Annotated in this window: 19 protein-coding genes; 12 read left to right on the top strand and 7 right to left on the bottom strand. The window is 68.9% G+C overall.

From position 1 onward, the window contains the following. Positions 1-72: 72 nt before the first annotated feature. The 4 genes from ACFZA2_RS00420 (at position 73) to ACFZA2_RS00405 (ending at position 4,314) form a co-directional block, all read left to right on the top strand. On the top strand, positions 73-1,314 hold the full coding sequence (locus tag ACFZA2_RS00420; RefSeq protein WP_391399186.1) for a hypothetical protein: 1,242 nt from the start codon (positions 73-75) through the stop codon (positions 1,312-1,314). 166 nt (positions 1,315-1,480) lie between these two features. Next, positions 1,481-2,782 carry a histidinol dehydrogenase gene (gene hisD, locus ACFZA2_RS00415; protein WP_391399183.1) on the top strand — a complete coding sequence of 434 codons (1,302 nt, stop codon included), beginning with the start codon at positions 1,481-1,483 and terminating at the stop codon, positions 2,780-2,782. A 10-nt stretch (positions 2,783-2,792) separates the two neighbouring features. After that, on the top strand, positions 2,793-3,278 hold the full coding sequence (gene nrdR / locus ACFZA2_RS00410) for a transcriptional regulator NrdR (RefSeq protein WP_391399180.1): 486 nt from the start codon (positions 2,793-2,795) through the stop codon (positions 3,276-3,278). Between the two features lie 10 nt (positions 3,279-3,288). After that, on the top strand, positions 3,289-4,314 hold the full coding sequence (locus ACFZA2_RS00405; protein ID WP_391399177.1) for a quinone-dependent dihydroorotate dehydrogenase: 1,026 nt from the start codon (positions 3,289-3,291) through the stop codon (positions 4,312-4,314). A 400-nt stretch (positions 4,315-4,714) separates the two neighbouring features. On the opposite strand, the gene ACFZA2_RS00400 is transcribed toward ACFZA2_RS00405, so the two are convergent. Next, complete coding sequence (locus ACFZA2_RS00400) at positions 4,715-5,287, bottom strand: DUF3043 domain-containing protein (RefSeq protein ID WP_298875542.1); 573 nt, start codon at positions 5,285-5,287, stop codon at positions 4,715-4,717. A 46-nt stretch (positions 5,288-5,333) separates the two neighbouring features. Here ACFZA2_RS00400 and ACFZA2_RS00395 point away from each other — a divergent pair, with 46 nt between their 5' ends. The 6 genes from ACFZA2_RS00395 (at position 5,334) to ACFZA2_RS00370 (ending at position 11,192) form a co-directional block, all read left to right on the top strand. Then, on the top strand, positions 5,334-6,728 hold the full coding sequence (locus ACFZA2_RS00395) for a dipeptidase (protein ID WP_391399174.1): 1,395 nt from the start codon (positions 5,334-5,336) through the stop codon (positions 6,726-6,728). 71 nt (positions 6,729-6,799) lie between these two features. After that, on the top strand, positions 6,800-7,165 hold the full coding sequence (erpA, locus tag ACFZA2_RS00390; RefSeq protein ID WP_056227791.1) for an iron-sulfur cluster insertion protein ErpA: 366 nt from the start codon (positions 6,800-6,802) through the stop codon (positions 7,163-7,165). A 166-nt stretch (positions 7,166-7,331) separates the two neighbouring features. Beyond that, positions 7,332-8,210 (top strand): cytochrome c oxidase subunit II, encoded by an 879-nt coding sequence (gene coxB / locus ACFZA2_RS00385; RefSeq protein ID WP_315992967.1) that lies wholly within the window; start codon positions 7,332-7,334, stop codon positions 8,208-8,210. Positions 8,211-8,212: 2 nt separating this feature from the next. Then, on the top strand, positions 8,213-9,976 hold the full coding sequence (gene ctaD / locus ACFZA2_RS00380; RefSeq protein ID WP_315992966.1) for a cytochrome c oxidase subunit I: 1,764 nt from the start codon (positions 8,213-8,215) through the stop codon (positions 9,974-9,976). 3 nt (positions 9,977-9,979) lie between these two features. Next, positions 9,980-10,396 (top strand): cytochrome c oxidase subunit 4, encoded by a 417-nt coding sequence (locus tag ACFZA2_RS00375; RefSeq protein WP_315992965.1) that lies wholly within the window; start codon positions 9,980-9,982, stop codon positions 10,394-10,396. 4 nt (positions 10,397-10,400) lie between these two features. After that, a complete protein-coding gene (locus tag ACFZA2_RS00370; protein ID WP_315992964.1) occupies positions 10,401-11,192 on the top strand; it encodes a protein phosphatase 2C domain-containing protein in 792 nt (263 codons plus the stop codon). Between the two features lie 51 nt (positions 11,193-11,243). Here the strand turns inward: ACFZA2_RS00370 and ACFZA2_RS00365 are convergent, their stop codons facing one another. The 6 genes from ACFZA2_RS00365 to ACFZA2_RS00340 form a co-directional block, all read right to left on the bottom strand. Further along, positions 11,244-12,212 carry an alpha/beta fold hydrolase gene (locus tag ACFZA2_RS00365; protein WP_391399167.1) on the bottom strand — a complete coding sequence of 323 codons (969 nt, stop codon included), beginning with the start codon at positions 12,210-12,212 and terminating at the stop codon, positions 11,244-11,246. A gap of 187 nt (positions 12,213-12,399) precedes the next feature. Continuing rightward, positions 12,400-12,807 carry a rhodanese-like domain-containing protein gene (locus ACFZA2_RS00360; protein WP_391399164.1) on the bottom strand — a complete coding sequence of 136 codons (408 nt, stop codon included), beginning with the start codon at positions 12,805-12,807 and terminating at the stop codon, positions 12,400-12,402. A gap of 252 nt (positions 12,808-13,059) precedes the next feature. Further along, positions 13,060-14,904, bottom strand: coding sequence for a cytochrome bc complex cytochrome b subunit (locus ACFZA2_RS00355; RefSeq protein WP_391399162.1), 1,845 nt, complete (start codon positions 14,902-14,904; stop codon positions 13,060-13,062). Next, positions 14,901-15,959 carry a ubiquinol-cytochrome c reductase iron-sulfur subunit gene (locus tag ACFZA2_RS00350; protein WP_076674933.1) on the bottom strand — a complete coding sequence of 353 codons (1,059 nt, stop codon included), beginning with the start codon at positions 15,957-15,959 and terminating at the stop codon, positions 14,901-14,903. The genes ACFZA2_RS00355 and ACFZA2_RS00350 overlap by 4 nt, the downstream gene beginning before the upstream one ends. Positions 15,960-16,003: 44 nt before the next feature. Next, positions 16,004-16,816, bottom strand: coding sequence for a c-type cytochrome (locus tag ACFZA2_RS00345; RefSeq protein ID WP_298875568.1), 813 nt, complete (start codon positions 16,814-16,816; stop codon positions 16,004-16,006). Positions 16,817-16,830: 14 nt separating this feature from the next. Further along, entirely contained in the window at positions 16,831-17,502 is a 672-nt protein-coding gene (locus ACFZA2_RS00340) for a heme-copper oxidase subunit III (protein WP_391399157.1), read from the bottom strand. Between the two features lie 133 nt (positions 17,503-17,635). On the opposite strand from ACFZA2_RS00340, the gene trpD reads away from it, so the two are divergent. Then, the gene (gene trpD / locus ACFZA2_RS00335; RefSeq protein WP_391399154.1) at positions 17,636-18,697 is read left to right on the top strand and encodes an anthranilate phosphoribosyltransferase; all 1,062 of its coding nucleotides are present in this window, start codon (positions 17,636-17,638) and stop codon (positions 18,695-18,697) included. Between the two features lie 3 nt (positions 18,698-18,700). Continuing rightward, positions 18,701-19,693, top strand: coding sequence for a PHP domain-containing protein (locus ACFZA2_RS00330; protein ID WP_391399151.1), 993 nt, complete (start codon positions 18,701-18,703; stop codon positions 19,691-19,693). Position 19,694: the final 1 nt, after the last annotated feature.

Here is a 19,694-nt window from a genome sequence, read left to right as displayed (position 1 = left end):
ACCCCAGCAGACGCTGAAGACCCGCCGGTTACGATGTCCGGGCGCTGCGGCGCCCTGGGTGAAAGGACCCCCGTGAACGATCAGTATCCCCACGACACCTCCCAGCCCGACCCCGACCGCGATCACGTCGACCCGACGACCGCATCCGTCGCGTCATCGGCGTCCGACGACGCCGGGACTCCCGCCTCGATCGGCGCAGAAACGACCTCCGCACGCGACTCGTCCGCCGAGCACCCGCCGGTCGCCCCGTCGGCACCCGAGCACTCCTCCGCGCCGATCCGTCCGGACACCGATCAGGTCGCACCCGCTCGCGCCGAGTCCGCGTCGTACGGCGTCGGGCCGTTCTCCGTGCGTGAGGTCGCCCTGCTGGGCGTCTGGGTGGTGGCCTTCTTCGTCTCGTTCTTCCGCACGAACATCCTGGATTCGCCGTCGGGCGTCCTCATCGGGGGCGGCAACGTGTGGTTGTCCGGGCTGTGGTGGATTCCCGCGGTGGCCCTCCCCACCGTCGCGGTCGGCCTGATCGTGCTGCGTCGACTCTCTCCGCAGGGCATCCGTCGGGTCGGCTCGCTCGGCATCGACCAATTCGCCTCGGTGGCCTTCACGGTTTCGGCCCTCGTGTGGGTCTCGTGGGTATGGGACACCGTGGCGGTCTTCGACCAGACCGGGATCTGGACGCGGTCCTGGGTGATCTGGGTGGAGGCCGTCGTGCTCCTGGCCGGGGTCGTCCTCACCGTCTTCGCCCCCGTGATCCCGCCGTTCTCGGCGGATTTCCGCGGCCGTGAGGAGATCGCCGCCCACCGCAACGCCCGTCCCATCCGACCGGTCATCCCCCGTCCGCGCGCGCCGCGGGCCCCGCGCCCCGTCTCCGCACCCGCCGCCTCCGAGGCCGACGCCGAGGCGCCCGCTCCTGGCAGCTACACCGGGTCCACCGACCTGCCGCACCACGATGCGGCGCCGGCGACCTCCGTGCTCCCCGCCTCGCATGGCGACGACACGGCGACCGACATCTTCGCGCCGTTGCACGCCGACACGGGGGCCGTTCCGGCACAAGACACGGGACGCCAAGCCGGCCACGAGCCGCTCGACGATGCCGGACACGGGTCCGTGCGCGACGATCACCACCATGCGCAGGCTTTCTGGGCACTGGCACCCGAGGAGCGGGAGATCGTCGACGACTACGGCACGCCGATCTTCCGGATCGGGCCGACGGCGTGGGCGCTCGTGATCGAGGATCGCGGCGAGACGTTCGTCGTCCGTCACGATGACGGCCGGATCGGCTATCTGCACGACGTGTCAGGCGTGACCCGAGGCTGACGTCGCGAGAGGGTGGGGGTCGTCGGGCCCTCGCCCTCTCTTGTGTCCGCGATCCGGCTCGCGGATCGGATCCCTCTTCCGGCTCACCGGCCGGCTGCCTGAGCGCGCGCTGCGAGCCCTGGGGACTGCGCGAAAGGGCTCCTGGTCGGCCGGTAGCCTTGAGCCCATGCTCCGCACGATCGATCTCCGCGGCCGCGTCCTCTCGCCGGCCGAGCTCCTCGCCGTCGTCCCGCGCGCCGACGCCGCGCGCGACGAGGCCCTGGCCACCGCCGCCCGTCTGGTCGCCGACGTGGCCCATCGGGGCGAGGAGGCTCTCCGCGAGCAGGCCGCGCGCTTCGACCGTGTCAGCGACCACGCGATCCGCGTGCCCATGGCGCACCTCGACGAGGCCCTGCGCGACCTCGACCCGCAGATCCGCGCCGCCCTCGACGAGGCGATCGCGCGCGTGCGCACGGCATCCGCCGCTCAGGTCCCGGGCCCGGTCGTGACCGAGCTCGGCGACGGCGCCCGAGTCACGCAGCGTTGGCAGCCGGTGCGCCGCGTGGGCCTCTACGTGCCGGGCGGCAAGGCGGTCTACCCCTCGAGCGTCGTCATGAACGCCGTTCCGGCCCAGGTCGCCGGCGTGCGCGAGGTCGCCCTCGCCTCCCCGCCGCAGGCCGAGTTCGGCGGACGCGTTCACCCCGTCATCCTCGCCGCGGCCCGTCTGCTCGGCGTGACCGAGGTCTACGCGATGGGCGGCGCGGGAGCCATCGGGGCGTTCGCCCACGGCGTCGCCGAGATCGGTCTCGACCCGGTCGACGTCGTGACCGGTCCGGGGAACAACTTCGTCGCCTCGGCCAAGCGCGCCGTCGCGGGCCGGGTGGGCACCGATTCCGAGGCGGGTGCCACCGAGATCCTCGTCGTCGCCGACGAGACGGCCATTCCGGCCCTCGTCGCGGCCGACCTCGTCAGCCAGGCGGAGCACGACGAACAGGCGTCGGCCGTGCTCGTGACCGACTCGCCCGAGCTGGCCGAGGCGGTGCGAGCCGCTCTGCCCGCCCGCGTCGCCTCGACGCGCCACACCGAGCGCGTCACGGCGGCGTTCCACGGGCCGCAGTCGGCCGTCGTGCTCGTCGACGACATCGCGCAGGCCACCGCCTTCAGCAACGCCTACGCGCCCGAGCACCTCGAGCTGCACCTGGCTGATCCACGCCCCGAGGACTTCGTCAACGCGGGAGCCGTCTTCGTCGGTCCCTACACGCCGGTGAGCCTGGGCGACTACCTCGCCGGCAGCAATCACGTGCTTCCGACGGGGGGACAGGCGCGATACAGCGCGGGCCTCTCCGCGGCGACGTTCCTCCGCCCGCAGCAGGTGATCGAGTACGACCGTGCGGCGCTCTCGCTCGTCCGGGATGCCATCGTGACCCTCGCCGACGCCGAGGCGCTCCCCGCTCACGGCGAGGCCGTGACCGCGCGGTTCGACGACTGAGGGAGACCCCATGCACTGCCCCTTCTGCCGCAACCCCGACTCCCGCGTCATCGACTCGCGCACGAGCGACGACGGACTGAGCATCCGCCGTCGGCGTCAGTGCCCGAAATGCGGGGGCCGGTTCTCGACGGTGGAGACGGCGAGCCTGAACGTCATCAAGCGGTCGGGAGTGGTCGAGCCCTTCAGTCGCGAGAAGGTCATGTCCGGCGTGCGCAAAGCCTGCCAGGGACGCCCCGTGACCGACGCCGATCTCGCTGTGCTGGCGCAGCAGGTGGAGGAAGCTATCCGTCAGACGGGGTCGTCGCAGATCGAGGCGAACGAGATCGGTCTGTCGATCCTCGGGCCGCTGCGCGAGCTCGACGAAGTGGCCTATCTGCGCTTCGCGAGCGTGTACCAGGCCTTCGACTCGCTCGACGATTTCGACGCGGCGATCGCCCAGCTGCGCGCCGATCACGCGGGCCGACCCGCGAACGACGATCGCTACGTCGTCCAGTAGCCTGGCGGGGATGTATCCCCTTCTCTTCCGCACGGTCCTCTCGCGTCTCGATCCCGAGTTCGCCCACCATCTCGGTGCGCTCGTCATCCGCGTCGCCGGGGTGGAGCCCGTGGCATCCGTCGTCCGTCGTGCCACTGCGCCCCGTCCCGAGCAGCGGGTGCAGGCCCTGGGGCTGACCTTCGATTCGCCGTTCGGCGTGGCCGCGGGCTTCGACAAGAACGTCACGATGGGCCGCGGACTCGGCGCGCTCGGCTTCGGCCACGTCGAGGTCGGCACGGTCACCGCGCTGCCGCAGCCGGGCAACCCCAAGCCGCGTCTGTTCCGCCTCGTCGCGGACCGCGCCGTCATCAACCGGATGGGGTTCAACAACGACGGCGCCGCCGCTGCGGCCGCACGTCTGCGTCGGCTCCGCCGGTCCCGTCGCCGTCCGGTCATCGGTGTGAACATCGGCAAGAGCCGGGTCGTGGCCGTGGAGGACGCCACGACCGATTACGTGCGCAGCGCCCGTCTGCTCGCCCCGCTGGCCGATTACCTCGTCGTCAACGTCTCGTCACCGAACACGCCCGGACTCCGGGGGCTGCAGGCCGTCGAGACCCTCCGCCCGCTGCTGACCGCCGTGCGCGAGGCGGCGGGGGGCACGCCGCTCCTCGTCAAGATCGCCCCCGATCTCGACGACGACGAGGTGAGCGACATCGCCCGTCTCGCCGTCGACGCCGGACTGGCGGGGCTCATCGCCACCAACACCACCATCGCGCGGTCCGGACTGACGACGGATGCCGCGACGGTCGAGGCTGCGGGCGCGGGTGGGCTCTCCGGTGCGCCCCTGAAGCGCCGAGCACTCGAGGTGCTCCGCCTGGTGCGCGAGGCGGTCCCGGCGGACTTCGTCGTGATCTCGGCCGGGGGAGTGGACACCGCCGACGATGTGCGCGAGCGCCTCGCCGCGGGGGCCACGCTGGTGCAGGGGTACACGGCGTTCCTCTACCGCGGTCCCCTCTGGGCGCGTCAGATCAATCGCGGCCTCGCCCGCGCCCGCTGACTCTCGCCGGATGCCGCGTCTCCCGTGCGGCTGACCGGGTCGCCGCGGGGGCCCCGCGCTCGCTGACCCGCGCCGGATGCCGCGTCCTCGGTGCCCCTGACCGGGTCGCCCCGCGCTCCCGGATCGACGGCCGCGTGCGAACACGCGCGTGGCGCGGCACGCCGTCCTGAACGTGCGGCACGGCACTACGCAGCGACGGGGCGGCCATGCGCCCCTGCCTGCCGCCTCGCCCGCTTTCGCAGCCCGCCGAGTGTCCAGAACACGCCGCGTGCTCGCTCGTCCGGCGGCGTGTCGTGGACACTCGACGGCGAAAGGGTGCGCCTTCCGCGCATGACCCGCGATTCCGCGACCAACGACGAAGCGGCGCGCCTTCCGGCGCGCCGCTTCGTGAAACGGGGGATCAGGCGGGGTACTGACCCCGCTTGACCTGGGCCTTCGGCAGGCGCATGAAGCGCATCTGCACGGTGCGCATCGCCGCGTACCACCCGAGGCCCTTCTCGAGACGGCTCTCGCCGAACTTCTCCTTCGCGGCGCGCTTGACCCGGATCGAGGTGATGATCATGTCGCCGATGACGAAGAGGATGAAGATCCACAGCGCGACGAACGACCAGTACTGGAAGAACTGCACGGGAATCAGCGTCGCGACGATCACGAGCACCATGAACGGCATGACGCCTTCGCCGAGGTGCCAGCCGGCATCCACGAAGTCACGTGCGAATCGGCGCTGAGGTCCGCGGTCGCGGACCGGCAGGTAGCGCTCCTCGCCGGCCGCCATGCCGATGCGGGCCTTCTCGCGCTGCGCGGCCAATTCGGCTCGTGCGCGGGCTTTCGCCTCTTTGGTGTCGGGGACCAGGGGGCGCTTGCGCGCGGCCTCCTGCTCGGCGCGCGAGGGCGTCGCGCGGCCCTTGCCCGATCCGAGCGCCGTCGAGTCGACGGGGGTGTCGTTGGGGGCGGGGGCGGGGGACTTGGCCACGGGAAACCTCGGTGATTCGCTGGTCGGGAGACTTAAGATTACCCGCATGACCCTCGACCTGTCCCGGCAGGAGGCTGTGCAAAAAGCAGCCGATGCCGGCATCCCCTCCGCCCTGGCCGATCTCGGCTCCCTCGTCCGCATCCCGTCGATCGCCTGGCCGGCCTTCGATCAGAGCGCTCTGGTGAAGAGCGCCGATGCGGTCGCCGCCCTTCTCGAGGGCACCGGAGTGTTCGATTCCGTTGCCGTCACCCGCGCCGCGATCCCCGGCACCGATGAAGTCGGGCAGCCGGCTGTGCTCGCCTCACGCGCCGCCCGCAACGGTCGACCGACGATTCTGCTCTACGCCCACCACGACGTGCAGCCTCCCGGCGACGAGGCGCTGTGGGACTCGCCGCCCTTCGAGCCGACGCTGCGCGACGGGCGCCTGTACGGACGCGGCGCCGCCGACGACAAGGCCGGCATCATGGCGCACGTCGGCGCCATCCGCGCCGTCTCCGAGGTGCTCGGCGACGACCTCGACCTCGGCCTCGCCGTGTTCATCGAGGGGGAAGAGGAGTACGGGTCGCGCTCGTTCGGCCAGTTCCTCGCCGACAACGCCGAGACCCTGCGCTCCGACGTCATCGTGGTCGCGGACTCGGGGAACTGGGACGAGCGCACGCCCGGCCTGACGGTGTCGCTGCGCGGCAACGCGCGTTTCACGCTGACCGTGCGCACCCTCGCCCACGCCTCCCACTCCGGGATGATGGGCGGCGCGGTTCCCGACGCCATGCTCGCCACCGTGAAGCTGCTCGCCACCCTGTGGGACGACGACGGCGCCGTCGCCGTCGAGGGCCTCGCCACGCGTGACGCCGCGACACCCGACTACGACGAGGCAACCCTGCGTGCCGAGTCCGGCCTGCTGGAGGGCGTCAGCCCCATCGGACGCGACTCGATCCTGAGCCGCATCTGGAACAAGCCGTCGATCACGATCACCGGGTGGGATGCGACCCCCGTCGAGGCGGCCTCGAACACCCTCGCGCCGCAGACGAGTGTGGTCATCAGCGCGCGGGTCGCCCCCGGTCAGGATGCCGAAGAGGCCTTCGCCGCGGTTCAGGCGCACCTCCGCGCTCACGCGCCGTTCGGAGCGCAGCTCGAGTTCAGCGACGTCGATTGCGGCGACTCCTTCCTCGTGGACACCGGGGGATGGGCCGTCGAGGAGGCGCGCGCCGCGTTCGCCGACGGCTACGGCGTCGAGTCGGTCGATGTCGGGATCGGCGGATCCATCCCCTTCATCTCCGATCTCGTCCGCGAGTTCCCCGCGGCGCAGATCCTCGTCACGGGCGTCGAAGACCCGCACGCCCGCGCGCACAGCCCGAACGAGTCGCTTCACCTCGACACGTTCCGCAACGCACTGGTCTCGGAAGCGCTGCTGCTGGCGCGCCTGAACGAACGGACCGTCTGATCGGGGCCGCGGGGACGGGACGGGCGTAGACTCATTTCGTCCCCGCGACCGATCAACCGAAGGGCATCGCCATGACCGACACCACTCTGTCGTCCTCCGCCGAGACCCGCGAGCACGGCGTCGGCCTGACCGCCGCCGCCTCCGACAAGGTGAAGAGCCTGCTGTCGCAGGAGGGTCGCGACGACCTGCGCCTGCGCGTCGCCGTCCAGCCCGGCGGCTGCTCCGGCCTCATCTACCAGCTGTACTTCGACGAGCGCTACCTCGACGGCGACAAGGTCGTCGATTTCGACGGCGTCGAAGTCATCGTCGACGACATGAGCGTGCCGTACCTCGACGGCGCGAACATCGACTTCAAGGACACGATCTCGGAGCAGGGCTTCACGATCGACAACCCCAACGCGCAGGGTTCCTGCGCCTGCGGCGACAGCTTCCACTGAGCTCGGTCGACGTCCTCCGACATCGGCGTCACGGACCCCCGGGGCCACGGATCGCACCGTGGAACCCGGGGGTTTCCGATGTCTCGGCACTGGACGAATGGCCAGAGAACGGTGAGAGGTTGCCGTAGACTGTCAAAGCTTCATCCACGACCCGGAAAGGTGCATTGTGCCCTCCAAACGTCGCCTTCGCTGGGCCGCGCTCCCTCTCGGGATCGCGTCCGTCGCACTCCTCTCGGGCTGCACCACGTCCCAGCTGCACGGATTCCTGCCCGGCTTCGTCGATGACGGCCCGGCCGCGACGAACCACACCGACATGGTCGCCGGCCTGTGGGTCAACTCGTGGATCGTGCTCCTCGCCGTGGGTGTCGTCACCTGGGGTCTGATGCTGTGGTCGGTCATCGCCTACCGCCGTCGTCGCGGTCAGTCGGGACTGCCCGTCCAGCTGCGGTACAACATGCCGATCGAGATCTTCTACACGATCGTCCCGCTCATCCTGGTCGTCGGCTTCTTCGCCTTCACGGCGCGCGACCAGAACACGCTCGAGACGCAGTACGACGACCCCGACGTGTCGATCACGGCCTACGGCAAGCAGTGGGCGTGGGACTTCCAGTACAACGGCGAGAAGGAAGACAACTCCGACGCCGTGTACTCGATGGGTGTTCAGGCGAAGGCCACCTCCGACGGCTACGACCTCGACGACGTGCCGACGCTCTACCTGCCGGTGAACAAGACAGTCAAGATCGACCTTCGCTCGCGCGACGTCATCCACTCGTTCTGGATCATCGACTTCCTCTACAAGAAAGACATGTACATCGGCCGCGACAACGAGTGGTCGTTCACGCCCACCCGTGAAGGCACCTACGAAGGCAAGTGCGCGGAGCTCTGCGGTGAGTACCACTCCGCGATGCTCTTCAACGTCAAGGTCGTCAGCGAGGCCGAGTACACCGACTACCTGGACTCCCTGCGCCGCGCCGGCGACGTGGGCGACATCAGCGACCTGTCGCGTCTGCAGAACCTGACCACCGGCGTCGAAGGGAACGAGTGATCATGGCCACGACGCTTCCGCTCCAGGGGACCGGGCCCTCGCGCCCGACGACTCTCCCGCCGCGTCAAGCCGCACTGCTCAGCACCACGCGTGTGGAGCAGAAGGGCAACCTGGTCGTCAAGTGGATCACCTCCACCGACCACAAGACCATCGGGTACATGTATCTGATCGCCTCGGTGATCTTCTTCATGCTCGGTGGAGTGATGGCGCTCATCATCCGCGCCGAGCTGTTCGAGCCCGGGATGCAGATCATCCCGACCAAAGAGCAGTACAACCAGCTCTTCACCATGCACGGCACGATCATGCTGCTGATGTTCGCGACGCCGCTGTTCGCGGGCTTCGCGAATGCGCTGCTGCCGCTGCAGATCGGCGCCCCCGACGTGGCGTTCCCGCGTCTGAACGCATTCGCGTTCTGGCTCTTCCTCTTCGGCTCCACCATCGCGGTGTCCGGCTTCCTCACCCCGCAGGGTGCAGCCGGCTTCGGCTGGTTCGCCTACCAGCCCCTCGCGAATGCGAGCTTCTCGCCCGGTGTCGGCGGCAATCTCTGGATGCTCGGCCTCGGCATCAGCGGTTTCGGCACGATCCTCGGAGCGGTGAACTTCATCACGACCGTGCTCACGATGCGTGCCCCGGGCATGACCATGTGGCGCATGCCGATCTTCTCGTGGAACACGCTGATCACGAGCATCCTGATCCTGCTGGCGTTCCCCGTCCTCGCGGCGGCGATCTTCGCGGCGGCTGCCGACCGCGTGCTCGGTGCGCACATCTACAGCCCCGAGAACGGCGGTGTCCTGCTCTGGCAGCACCTGTTCTGGTTCTTCGGTCACCCCGAGGTGTACATCATCGCGCTGCCGTTCTTCGGCATCGTCTCGGAGATCTTCCCGGTCTTCAGCCGCAAGCCGATCTTCGGTTACAAGACGCTCGTATACGCGACCATCGCGATCGCCGCTCTGTCGGTCGCCGTGTGGGCGCACCACATGTACGTCACCGGCGGTGTGCTGCTGCCGTTCTTCGCCCTGATGACGATGCTCATCGCGGTTCCGACGGGCGTGAAGATCTTCAACTGGATCGGAACGCTGTGGCGCGGCTCGGTCACCTTCGAAACGCCGATGGTCTTCGCTCTCGGCTTCCTGGTGTCGTTCGTCTTCGGTGGTCTCACCGGCGTGATCCTCGCTTCGCCGCCGCTGGACTTCCACCTGTCCGACTCGTACTTCGTGGTCGCGCACTTCCACTACGTCGTCTTCGGCACGGTCGTGTTCGCGATGTTCGCCGGCTTCTACTTCTGGTGGCCCAAGTGGACCGGCAAGATGCTCAACGAGCGTCTCGGCATGGTGCACTTCTGGATGCTGTTCGTCGGCTTCCACATGACCTTCCTGATCCAGCACTGGCTGGGTGTCGACGGCATGGCTCGCCGCTACGCGGACTATGCCGCGGCCGACGGGTGGACGTGGGAGAACCAGCTGTCGACCGTGGGATCGATGATCCTCGGCGCGTCGATGATCCCGTTCCTGCTCAATGTGTGGATCACGGCTCGCAAGGCGCCTCGAGTAACCGTCGACGACCCCTGGGGCTACGGCGCATCGCTCGAGTGGGCCACGTCGTGCCCGCCGCCGCGACACAACTTCACCTCGATCCCGCGCATCCGCAGCGAGCGTCCTGCCTTCGACCTGAATCACCCCGAGGCCGGCATCCCGGTCGGTGTGGGTCCGGTCAAGGACGCTCCCGATACGCCCGTCGTCGACGCAGCTGCCGGAGAGGTCAAGTAACACATGCGTACCAACGTCAATCTCTGGTGGATCATCGCGGTGTTCTCGTTCGTCATCGCGGCGGTCTACACGGTGTGGAGCCTGCTCCAGCACGGCGGTGTCGAGTGGGTGGGAACGGTCGCCCTGGCGTTCCTCGGTCTCATGTCCTCGATGATCGCCTTCTACATCGGCCGTGTCATGAAGGCGCAGCGCGGTGACCTCCCGGAGGACATCCTCACGGCCGACATCGACGACGGCGACCCCGAGATGGGCGAGTTCAGCCCGTGGTCCTGGTGGCCCATCGTCCTCGCGGCCTCCGCGGCGATCGCCGTGATCGGCCTCGCCGTGGGCAGCTGGCTCGTCCCCGTCGGTTTCGCGGTGTTCGTCGTCGCGATCGTCGGCTGGGTGTACGAGTACTACCGCGGGTACTTCGCGCGCTGACCCTGTGCCCGTCCGTCTGAGAGCGGCTGCCGTCTCCGACGCCGGCGCCCATCGACCCACCAACCAGGACGCCGCCTTCGCGGCGTCCTGGGGGGCGGCTGTCGCCGATGGCGTCGGCGGTGGTCCGTCCGGAGACCTCGCATCCGCCGCCCTCGTCCATCGCCTCGTGGCGACGAGCGGGGGCGGGCTGGATGCCGACGGCCTCCTGGTTCGCATCCGTGAAGCCAATTGGGACATCCGCGCCCACGTCGAACGCGATCCCGCGCTCGAGGGGATGGCAACGACGTTCACCGGCATCTTCCTCAGCGTCAGCGGTGAGTTGCTGCTGGCGCACACCGGTGATTCCCGCGCTTACCTCCTTCGCGACGGAGAGTTCACGCGAGAGACCCGGGACGACTCCTACGTTCAGGCGCTCGTCGACCATGGGATCATCCCTCCCGAGGCTGCCGCGGCGCACCCGCGCCGTAACATCATCACCGCCTCGCTCGGCGGCGCCGAGGGGGACGTCGTATCGGTGGCGGAACGGCCCCCGATCCTCGGCGACCGGTGGGTTCTCTGCAGCGACGGTCTCACGGACTACGTCCCGGAGGCCGATGTCGCCCGGCTCATCGCCGAGGCGCCCGACGCCCGCTCCGCAGCGGCGGCGGCAGTCGCCCTCGCGCTGGAGGCAGGGACGCGCGACAACGTCACGGTGGTGGTGTGCGACGTCGTGGACGACGATGAGACCGACGGCGGGGAACCGATCTTCTTCGGGTCGGCAGCTCGCTGGTTCGCGGAAGACGTGGAAACCGCCTGACCCCTCACGCGGTCGTCGACCGTCTCCTCCGCGAAGGTGGCCTGCTTCGCGTCAGCGCCCGTCTGAGCGCGCGTCCTCGCGCGCGAACGCATCCATGGCCTCCTGGGCGATCTGCGCGCTGCGAGGGCCCCCGTGGCCGTCTTCCTCCACGATCTCGAGTCGGCTTCCCGGCCAGGATCGGTGCAATCGCCATGCCGTGAGTGCCGGCCCGCTGATATCGCGCCGCCCGTGCACGAGGACCCCGGGGATGCCGGCCAGCTCCCCGATGCGGGCGAGCACGGCACGATCACCGGGCAAGAAGCAGTCGCGCGCCCAATAGTGCGTGACGAGAGTGGCGAAGTTCCGTCGTTGATGGGGGTCGTCGTGCAGGAAGGGGCCCGGGCCCGCCAGGGGGCCGAGTGACATGTGGGTCGCCTCCCACTGGTCCCACCGGTCGCCGGCGTCGCGACGGACCGCGGGGTCGGGATCGCGCAGCAGACGCGCGTACCCCTCGATCGTGCGCTCGTCGGCGCGAAGGGGCTCGCGCAGGCGAGCGTGGGCCTCGGGGAAGACGGGTTGCATCCCGTCGGTGATCCAGTCGATCTCCCACCGACCACCGCTCGTCACCGCGAGGTTGACCACTTCGCTGACGCGCTGGGGATATTCGAGCGCGTAGGCGAGCGCGAGCGTCGACCCCCACGAGACGCCGTGGAGCAGCCAGCGGTCCACGGCGAGGTGCTCGCGCAGGGCTTCGAGATCGTCGAGGAGGTGCGTCATCGTCTGCGTCTCCAGAGTGGCGAGATCGTCCGACGCCCAGGGCGTGCTGCGTTCGCATCCGCGCTGATCCAGTCCGATGATGAGGTGGAGTCGGGGGTCGAAGCGTCGGCGATACCCACCCTTGCCGAGACCACCGCCGGGACCGCCGTGCAGGTAGAGCGCGGGTCGGCCGGAAGGGTTGCCCGACACCTCCCAGTAGAGGCGTGCGCCGTCGGGTCTGTCGAGGTATCCGGACGCGAACGGGTCGAGAGGCGGATGCTGCATCGACGCAGCCTACGGGAGATCCCGTGCGGTCGGAGTCATCGTCGCCCCGCGGGGCGCGCGATCGCGGGCGAATCGACGCGCGAGGCGCGAGTCACCCATCTCGCGATACGCCGGCCACCGTCCCGTCCATCCGCCGGCCACGTCGGGCGATCGACAACTGCGTACGGCCGTCAGGAGCGTCCCGGCGTCACGTGCCTACGACCATCACCGTGGGGTCGAAGACGCGCTCGAGCGGTCCGTGGTCGTTCTCCACCGGCTGTCCCTCGCGCACCCAGTACTCGTACCCACCGATCATCTCGCGGACGCGGTAGCCGAGCTCCGCGAACGCGAGGGCGCCCTTCTGCCCGGCGTTGCATCCCGGGCTCCAGCAATAGACGACGACCTCGACGTCGCGGTCGATCTCCCGGGGCGCTCGCGCGGCGATGTCGCGGTAGGGCATGTGGACGGCACCGATGATACGTCCCTGGGTCCACGCGTCTTCCGCGCGCACGTCGACGAGAACGAAGCGGTCCCCGGCCTTCTGCGCGGCGTAGACATCCGAGGGGTCCGTTTCGTGGGTGAGGCGGTGACGGAAATAGTCGAGGGCGTCGGTCATGGCTCCACCGTAGGACCGCGTCCACGCGGTGGGGGAGAGGTTCGGATGCCAGGCGTGGTCGTCTTCCTGCCAGGAGACCGATCGCTCATCCGCGAAGCGCCCAGGAAAGCGGCGGGGCAGGCGGCGTCCGGTGAACCCCGAGTGAGCGCCTCTCGATCGTCGCGCGGACGCGAGCCTCCTGCGGAGGGACGACGGAACAAAAGACGGAACCCCCGGCGCCGTGGCACCGGGGGTTCCGTCAGGGAGGAGTGGTTACTCGCTCTTGCCGTCGTTCGGACGGTTGCGCTCCTCGAGGCCCTTGGGGGCCGGGATCTCGACCTCGACGCGACCGCCGACCTCATTGTGAGGGCGACCGTCCTCGTCGGCGCGAGCGTTGGCGCCGGCGATCTCGTCGGCCTCCTCGTGCGCGATGTGGTCGAGCTCGTGGTGCTGGTGAGCCACCGCCGCGTCGATCTCGGTCTGCGTGAGGGGAGCAAGGCGGTCCTCGAAGAACCACCGCGAGACCGACGCACGCACGTTCTCGTGCCAGGGGATCTGACCCTTGTCGTTCGGGCGGACCACCAGAGGCTCGTAGGTCTCGTTGTCGACCAGCTTCCAGCGCTCGTACTCGTCGACCGGCTGGTGGACCTCGATGTACTCGCCACCGGGGAGGCGGACGATGCGTCCCGACTCGTAGCCGTGCAGCGCGATCTCACGGTCCTTCTTCTGGAGCGCGATGCAGATGCGCTTCGTGACGAAGTAGGCGAGCACCGGTCCAAGGATCAGCAGTGCCTGGAGGGTGTGGATGACGCCCTCCATCGTGAGGTGGAAGTGCGTCGCGATGATGTCGGACGAGGCAGCTGCCCACATCACGGCGTAGAACGTGACACCCGCGGCGCCGATCGCCGTGCGCGTCGCGGCGTTGCGCGGGCGCTGGGCGATGTGGTGCTCGCGCTTGTCTCCCGTGACCCACGCCTCGATGAAGGGGTAGACCAGGACCAGAACGATGAACAGACCGAGCACGGCCACCGGGAAGATGATGTTCCACGACCAGGTGTGGCCCCAGAGCACGAACTCGAGGTGCGGCGGGACCAGACGCAGGGCACCGTCGGCGAAGCCGATGTACCAGTCGGGCTGGGTACCGGCGGACACGGGGGACGGGTCGTACGGACCGTAGTTCCAGATGGGGTTGATCGTCACGAGGGCGGCGATCAAGACGATCACGCCGAACGTGATGAAGAAGAATCCGCCCATCTTGGAGGCGTAGACCGGGAGCATCGGGTAGCCCACGACATTACTGTTCGTTCGGGCGGGCCCGGCGAACTGCGTGTGCTTGTTGATGATCATCAGCATCAGGTGCACGGCGAGCAGGGCCACGAGGATCGCGGGCAGCAGCAGGATGTGCAGCGTGTACAGGCGTCCGACGATCGCGGTTCCGGGGAACTCGCCGCCGAAGAGCAGGAACGAGGTCCACGTTCCGATGATCGGCAGACCCTTGATCATGCCGTCGATGATGCGGAGACCGTTACCCGAGAGCAGGTCGTCGGGGAGCGAGTATCCGGTGAAGCCCTCGGCCATCGCGAGGATGAAGAGGATGAAGCCGACGACCCAGTTGAGCTCGCGGGGCTTGCGGAACGCACCGGTGAAGAAGACGCGCAGCATGTGCACGCCGATACCGGCCACGAACACGAGCGCGGCCCAGTGGTGGATCTGGCGGACCAGGAGACCACCGCGCAGGTCGAACGAGATGTGCAGCGCCGACTCCATCGCGGCCGACATCGCGATGCCGCGCATGGGCTCGTAGGCGCCGTTGTAGTGCGTCTCGACCATGGACGCCTGGAAGAAGAACGTCAGGAACGTGCCCGAGAGCAGGACGACGACGAAGCTCCACAGCGCGATCTCACCGAGCATGAACGACCAGTGGTCGGGGAAGACCTTGCGGCCGAGCTCCTTGACGATGCCCGACATGCTTGTGCGCTCGTCGAGATAGTTGGCGGCGGCGCCGACGAACTTGCCGCCGAGCGGCTTGCCCTCGCGGCCGGCCGGGGCCTGAGGCGGCCCGGAGTACACGGCCGGTTCGGTCGTGACGTTCTCGGTGGGGTGGGTACCGGTGCTCATGAGCGCTCCCAGAAGCTGGGGCCGACGGGCTCGTGGAAGTCACTCTGAGCGACGAGGTAGCCCTCGGCGTCGACGGTGATGGGGAGCTGCGGCAGGGGACGGGCGGCCGGGCCGAAGATGACGGCCGCACCGTTGGCGACGTCGAACTGCGACTGGTGGCAGGGGCACAGGAGGTGGTGGGTCTGCTGCTCGTACAGCGCCACGGGGCAGCCGACGTGCGTGCAGACCTTGGAGTACGCGACGATGCCGTCGTACGACCAGTCCAGGTTATTGGTCTCGGGGTTCAGCTGCTCCGGCTGCATGCGCATGAGCAGGACGATCGCCTTGGCCTTCTCTTCGAGGTAGCCCTCGTCGTGGCCGAGGCCCGCGAGCTCCTCGGGGATGACATGGAAAGCGGAGCCGAGGGTGACGTCGGCGGCGCGGATCGGACGGCCCGAGGGGTCGTGCGAGAGGCGCATTCCCTCTTTCCACATCGTGTGGCTCAGAGCGGTCACCGGGTCGACGTCCTGCGGAGCCAGACCACGGAACAGCGTGATTCCCGGGATGACCGAGGCGGCCAGGGCGGCGAACATCGAGTTGCGGATGATCTCGCGACGGCCGAAACCGGAGTCCTTGTCGGCCTCGGCGAAGACGTTGATCGCACCTTCGCGAACCTGGTCGCGCCCACGCGTGGCGTGACGGTCTTCGATGTACTCCTTGTCGGACATGACCGACTTGCCCCAGTGGATGGTGCCGATGCCGATCGCCAGCAGCGCGAAGGCGATGCCGAGTCCGATGAAGAGGTTGTTGTAGCGGATGTCGATCAGCGCGCCCGACTCGATCGGGAAGATCATGTAGGCGATGCTCGCCCAGATGCTCGCCGCGACCGAGAAGTAGAACAGCGTGTAGACCGTGCGGACCGCGCGCTTCATCGTCGCCGGGTCCTGGTCCGTCATGCGCTGACGGTGACCGGGAAGGCCGGGGTTCTGTACGGCGTCGGGAACCGCGACGGCGAGCCCCGAGCCGGGCTTCCAGGAAGCCCTCTCGTGCTCGAGTGCGTCGTCCGCGTGTGCCATAGTGCTGTGCTCCTCGTGCGTTTACGTAATGCTGAAGACGACGGTCAGTTGGACTTCGCCGTGATCCACACGGTCAGGGCGATGAGCGCCCCGATACCGAAGATCCAGATGAACAGACCCTCAGAGACCGGACCGAGCGAGCCGAGGGCGTAGCCACCCGGGGAGTCGTTCTTCTGGAGGTACATCAGGTAGGAGATGACGTCGCGCTTGTCTTCGGGGGTGAGGTTGAGGTCGTTGAAGACCGGCATGTTCTGCGGCCCGGTGACCATGGCGGCGTACATGTTGACGGGCGTGACCGTGTGGAGGTCGGGCGCCCACTTGCCTTCGGTCAGCGCGCCACCGGCGCCGGCGACGTTGTGGCACATGGCGCAGTTGATGCGGAACAGTTCGGCACCGTGCGACAGATCGCCCTCGCCGTCGACGAGGTCGGCCGAGGGGTACTCGGGGCCGGGAGCGGCCGACTGCACGTAGGCGGCGATCGCGTTGATCTGCTCCTCGGTGAACTGCGGCGGCTTCACGGGAGCCTGCGGGCCCTGGGCCTGCAGCGGCATGCGACCGGTCGAGACCTGGAAGTGGACCGACAGCTCGCCGACGCCGAACAGGGACGGACCCTGCTGGCTGCCCTGGAGGTCGAGACCGTGACAGGTGGCGCAGTTCGCCTGGAAGAGCTTCTGACCCTCGTCGACCGCGGTCGCCGAGTTCACCTCGCTCTCGGGGACGGTCGACGTCGCGGCCATAGCGGCCGACGCGCCGGCGTAGACGCCTCCGGTCAGGAGGAGGCCGATGCCGATCAGCGCGGCAGCGGCCAGGGGGCTCCGGCGACCGGATGCCCGACGAGTCTTCTTCTCGCGTGCCATGTGGTGCAGCTCTCTTACTTGAGGAAGTAGATGACGAAGAACAGGGCGATCCAGACGACGTCGACGAAGTGCCAGTAGTAGGACACGACGATCGAGGTGGTCATCTCTTTCCGGCCGAAGTTCTTCACGGCGTAGGCGCGACCGATCACGAGAAGGAAGGCGATGAGGCCACCCGTCACGTGCAGGGCGTGGAAGCCGGTGGTGAGGTAGAAGGCCGAGGCGTAGGGGTTGGCACTGATGGGCATGCCCTCCGCCACCAGCGTCGCGTACTCCCACACCTGACCCGACACGAAGACCGCGCCGAGGATGAAGGTGAGGTAGAACCACTCCACCATTCCCCACTTGAGGAAGCCCGTGGGCTTGCCCGTGCGGTACGGCTGATACCGCTCCGCAGCGAACACGCCCATCTGGCACGTGACCGAGGACAGCACGAGGATGATCGTGTTGACGGTCGCGAAGGGGACGTTGAGCAGCTGCGTCTCTTCGGCCCAGAGGGGCGCGGAGGTGCTGCGCAGGGTGAAGTAGATCGCGAACAGGCCGGCGAAGAACATGACCTCGCTGCCCAGCCACACGATGGTGCCCACGGCGACCGGGTCGGGCCGCTTCACGGCACGCACAGCCTGGGAATACGTCGCTGAGGTCGTCACCGTTCCATTATGCGCGATCCGAAGGGCCGATATTCCCATCCCCACCCTGGGATATTCCATCGTCGAGACTTAGGGAAGCCTCAGAATCCGCAAGGAATCCCCGGTGCGGAGGCGGTTCCACGGCCGTGGGCCGCCGTGAGGGCGAGCGACACGCGTGTGAAAGGATCATGGCATGGCGGAACGCTTCACTTGGCCCGATCTGCTCTCCTCGTTGCTCGCGGGTGCCGACCTCAGTGTGTCGGAGTCCACGTGGGCCATGCGGCAGGTCATGGCCGGCGAGGCGACGCCCTCTCAGCTCGCGGGATTCCTGATGGCGCTGCGGGCGAAGGGCGAGACGGTCGAGGAGATCGTCGGATTCCGAGACGCCATCCTGGAGGCCGCTGTACCGCTGCCGGTACGGGCCGAGGTGCTCGACATCGTCGGTACCGGGGGAGACCGCTACGGCACCGTGAACGTGTCGACGATGGCGGCCGTGGTGGCGGCGGCATCCGGAGTCCCCGTCGTGAAGCACGGGAACCGTGCCGCGAGTTCGGCGTCGGGGTCGAGCGACGTGCTGTCGTCGCTGGGCATCGCCCTGACGCTCGCGCCCGAGAAGGTGGCCGAGACGCTGGAGCGCACGGGCATCACGTTCGCGTTCGCCTCGGCGTTCCACCCCGGCTTCCGTCACGCCGCGGCGACGCGCTCCGAGCTCGGCGTGCCCACGGTCTTCAACTTCCTGGGGCCCCTGTGCAACCCGGCCCGAGCCGAGGCCAATGCCGTGGGCGTCGCGCACCTCGACCGGGTGCCGCTCATCACCGGCGTCTTCCGGACGCGGGGGGCCACCGCCCTCGTCTTCCGCGGCGACGACGGCCTCGACGAACTGACGACCACCGGCCACAGCCGGGTGTGGGAGATCAGCCGCGGCGACGTGCACGAGCACGATCTCGACCCGCGGGATCTCGGCCTCCCTCTGGCCGACATCGACGACCTGCTGGGCGGGTCGCCCGATCACAACGCCGCGGTGGTGCGGCGGGTGCTCGGCGGAGAGACCGGATCGGTCCGCGACATCGTGCTGTTGAACGCCGCGGCGGGGCTCGTGTCGTTCCGTCTGTTCCAGGATGCGGCCCAGGTGCAGCGTCCGATCCTCGAGCGCCTCGCCGAGGCGATGGCCGATGCGGCGGCGGCGATCGACGACGGTCGCGCCTCCGCGAAGCTCGACGACTGGGTGCAGGCGTCGAAGGACCTGGCGGAGTAGGGCATGGATCCGCTCGACGCGCTCACCGAGATCGCGTACCTGCTCGAGCGGGAGAGGTCGTCGCGGTACAAGTCGAAGGCGTTCCGCGCGGCGGCCGCCGCGATCGAGGGTCTGTCCGTGGAGCAGCTGCGCGACCCGGCACTGCGGCGGCGCCCGGGCATCGGCGACTCCACGTTCGCCGTCATCCAGCAGGCCCTGGCCGGCGAGGTGCCCGAGCGACTGTCGAAGCTGCGTGAGGAGACGGCGGCGATAGGGGGCGACACGGTGCGCCCGCTGCTGCGCGGCGATCTGCACAGCCACAGCGAGTGGTCGGACGGGCTGACCCCGATCGAGGCGATGGTGGACGCGGCCCGCGGGTTGGGGCACGAGTACCTCGCGCTCACCGACCACTCTCCGCGGCTGACCGTCGCGAACGGTCTGTCGCCGGAGCGCCTGCGGGCGCAGATGGAGATCGTGCGGGGTCACCGTGGTGAGGGGTTCACGCTGCTCACCGGGATCGAGGTCGACATCCTGGACGACGGGAGCCTCGACCAGGAGGACGAGCTGCTGCACGCGCTCGACGTGGTCGTGGCATCCGCTCATTCCAAACTGCGCATGGAGCGTCGGCTCATGACGACGCGTCTGGTGGCGGCGGCGCGGGATCCTCGGGTCGACGTGCTGGGGCACGTGACCGGCAGGCTCGTCGAGGGGGCGCGGGGGACGCGCCCGCCATCGGAGTTCGACGCCGAGGCGGTGTTCGCGGCGTGCGCGGAATCGGGCGTCGCGGTCGAGATCAACTCGCGGCCCGAGCGGCAGGATCCGCCCGACGAGATGCTTTCCCAGGCGATCGCGGCGGGGTGCCTGTTCTCGATCGACTCCGACGCCCATGCTCCCGGCCAGCTGTCGTTGCTCGACTACGGGGCGGCGCGTGCCGAGGCCCTCGGGGTGCCGGTCGAGCGAATCGTGACGACGTGGCCGCTGCCGCGACTGCGGGAGTGGCTCGAGAGGAAGCGCTGAC

Origin of the sequence: Microbacterium sp. NPDC007973 (assembly GCF_042958465.1) — a bacterium.
Taxonomy (GTDB): domain Bacteria; phylum Actinomycetota; class Actinomycetes; order Actinomycetales; family Microbacteriaceae; genus Microbacterium; species Microbacterium galbum.
This window is presented reverse-complemented; position numbering and strand designations above follow the sequence as displayed.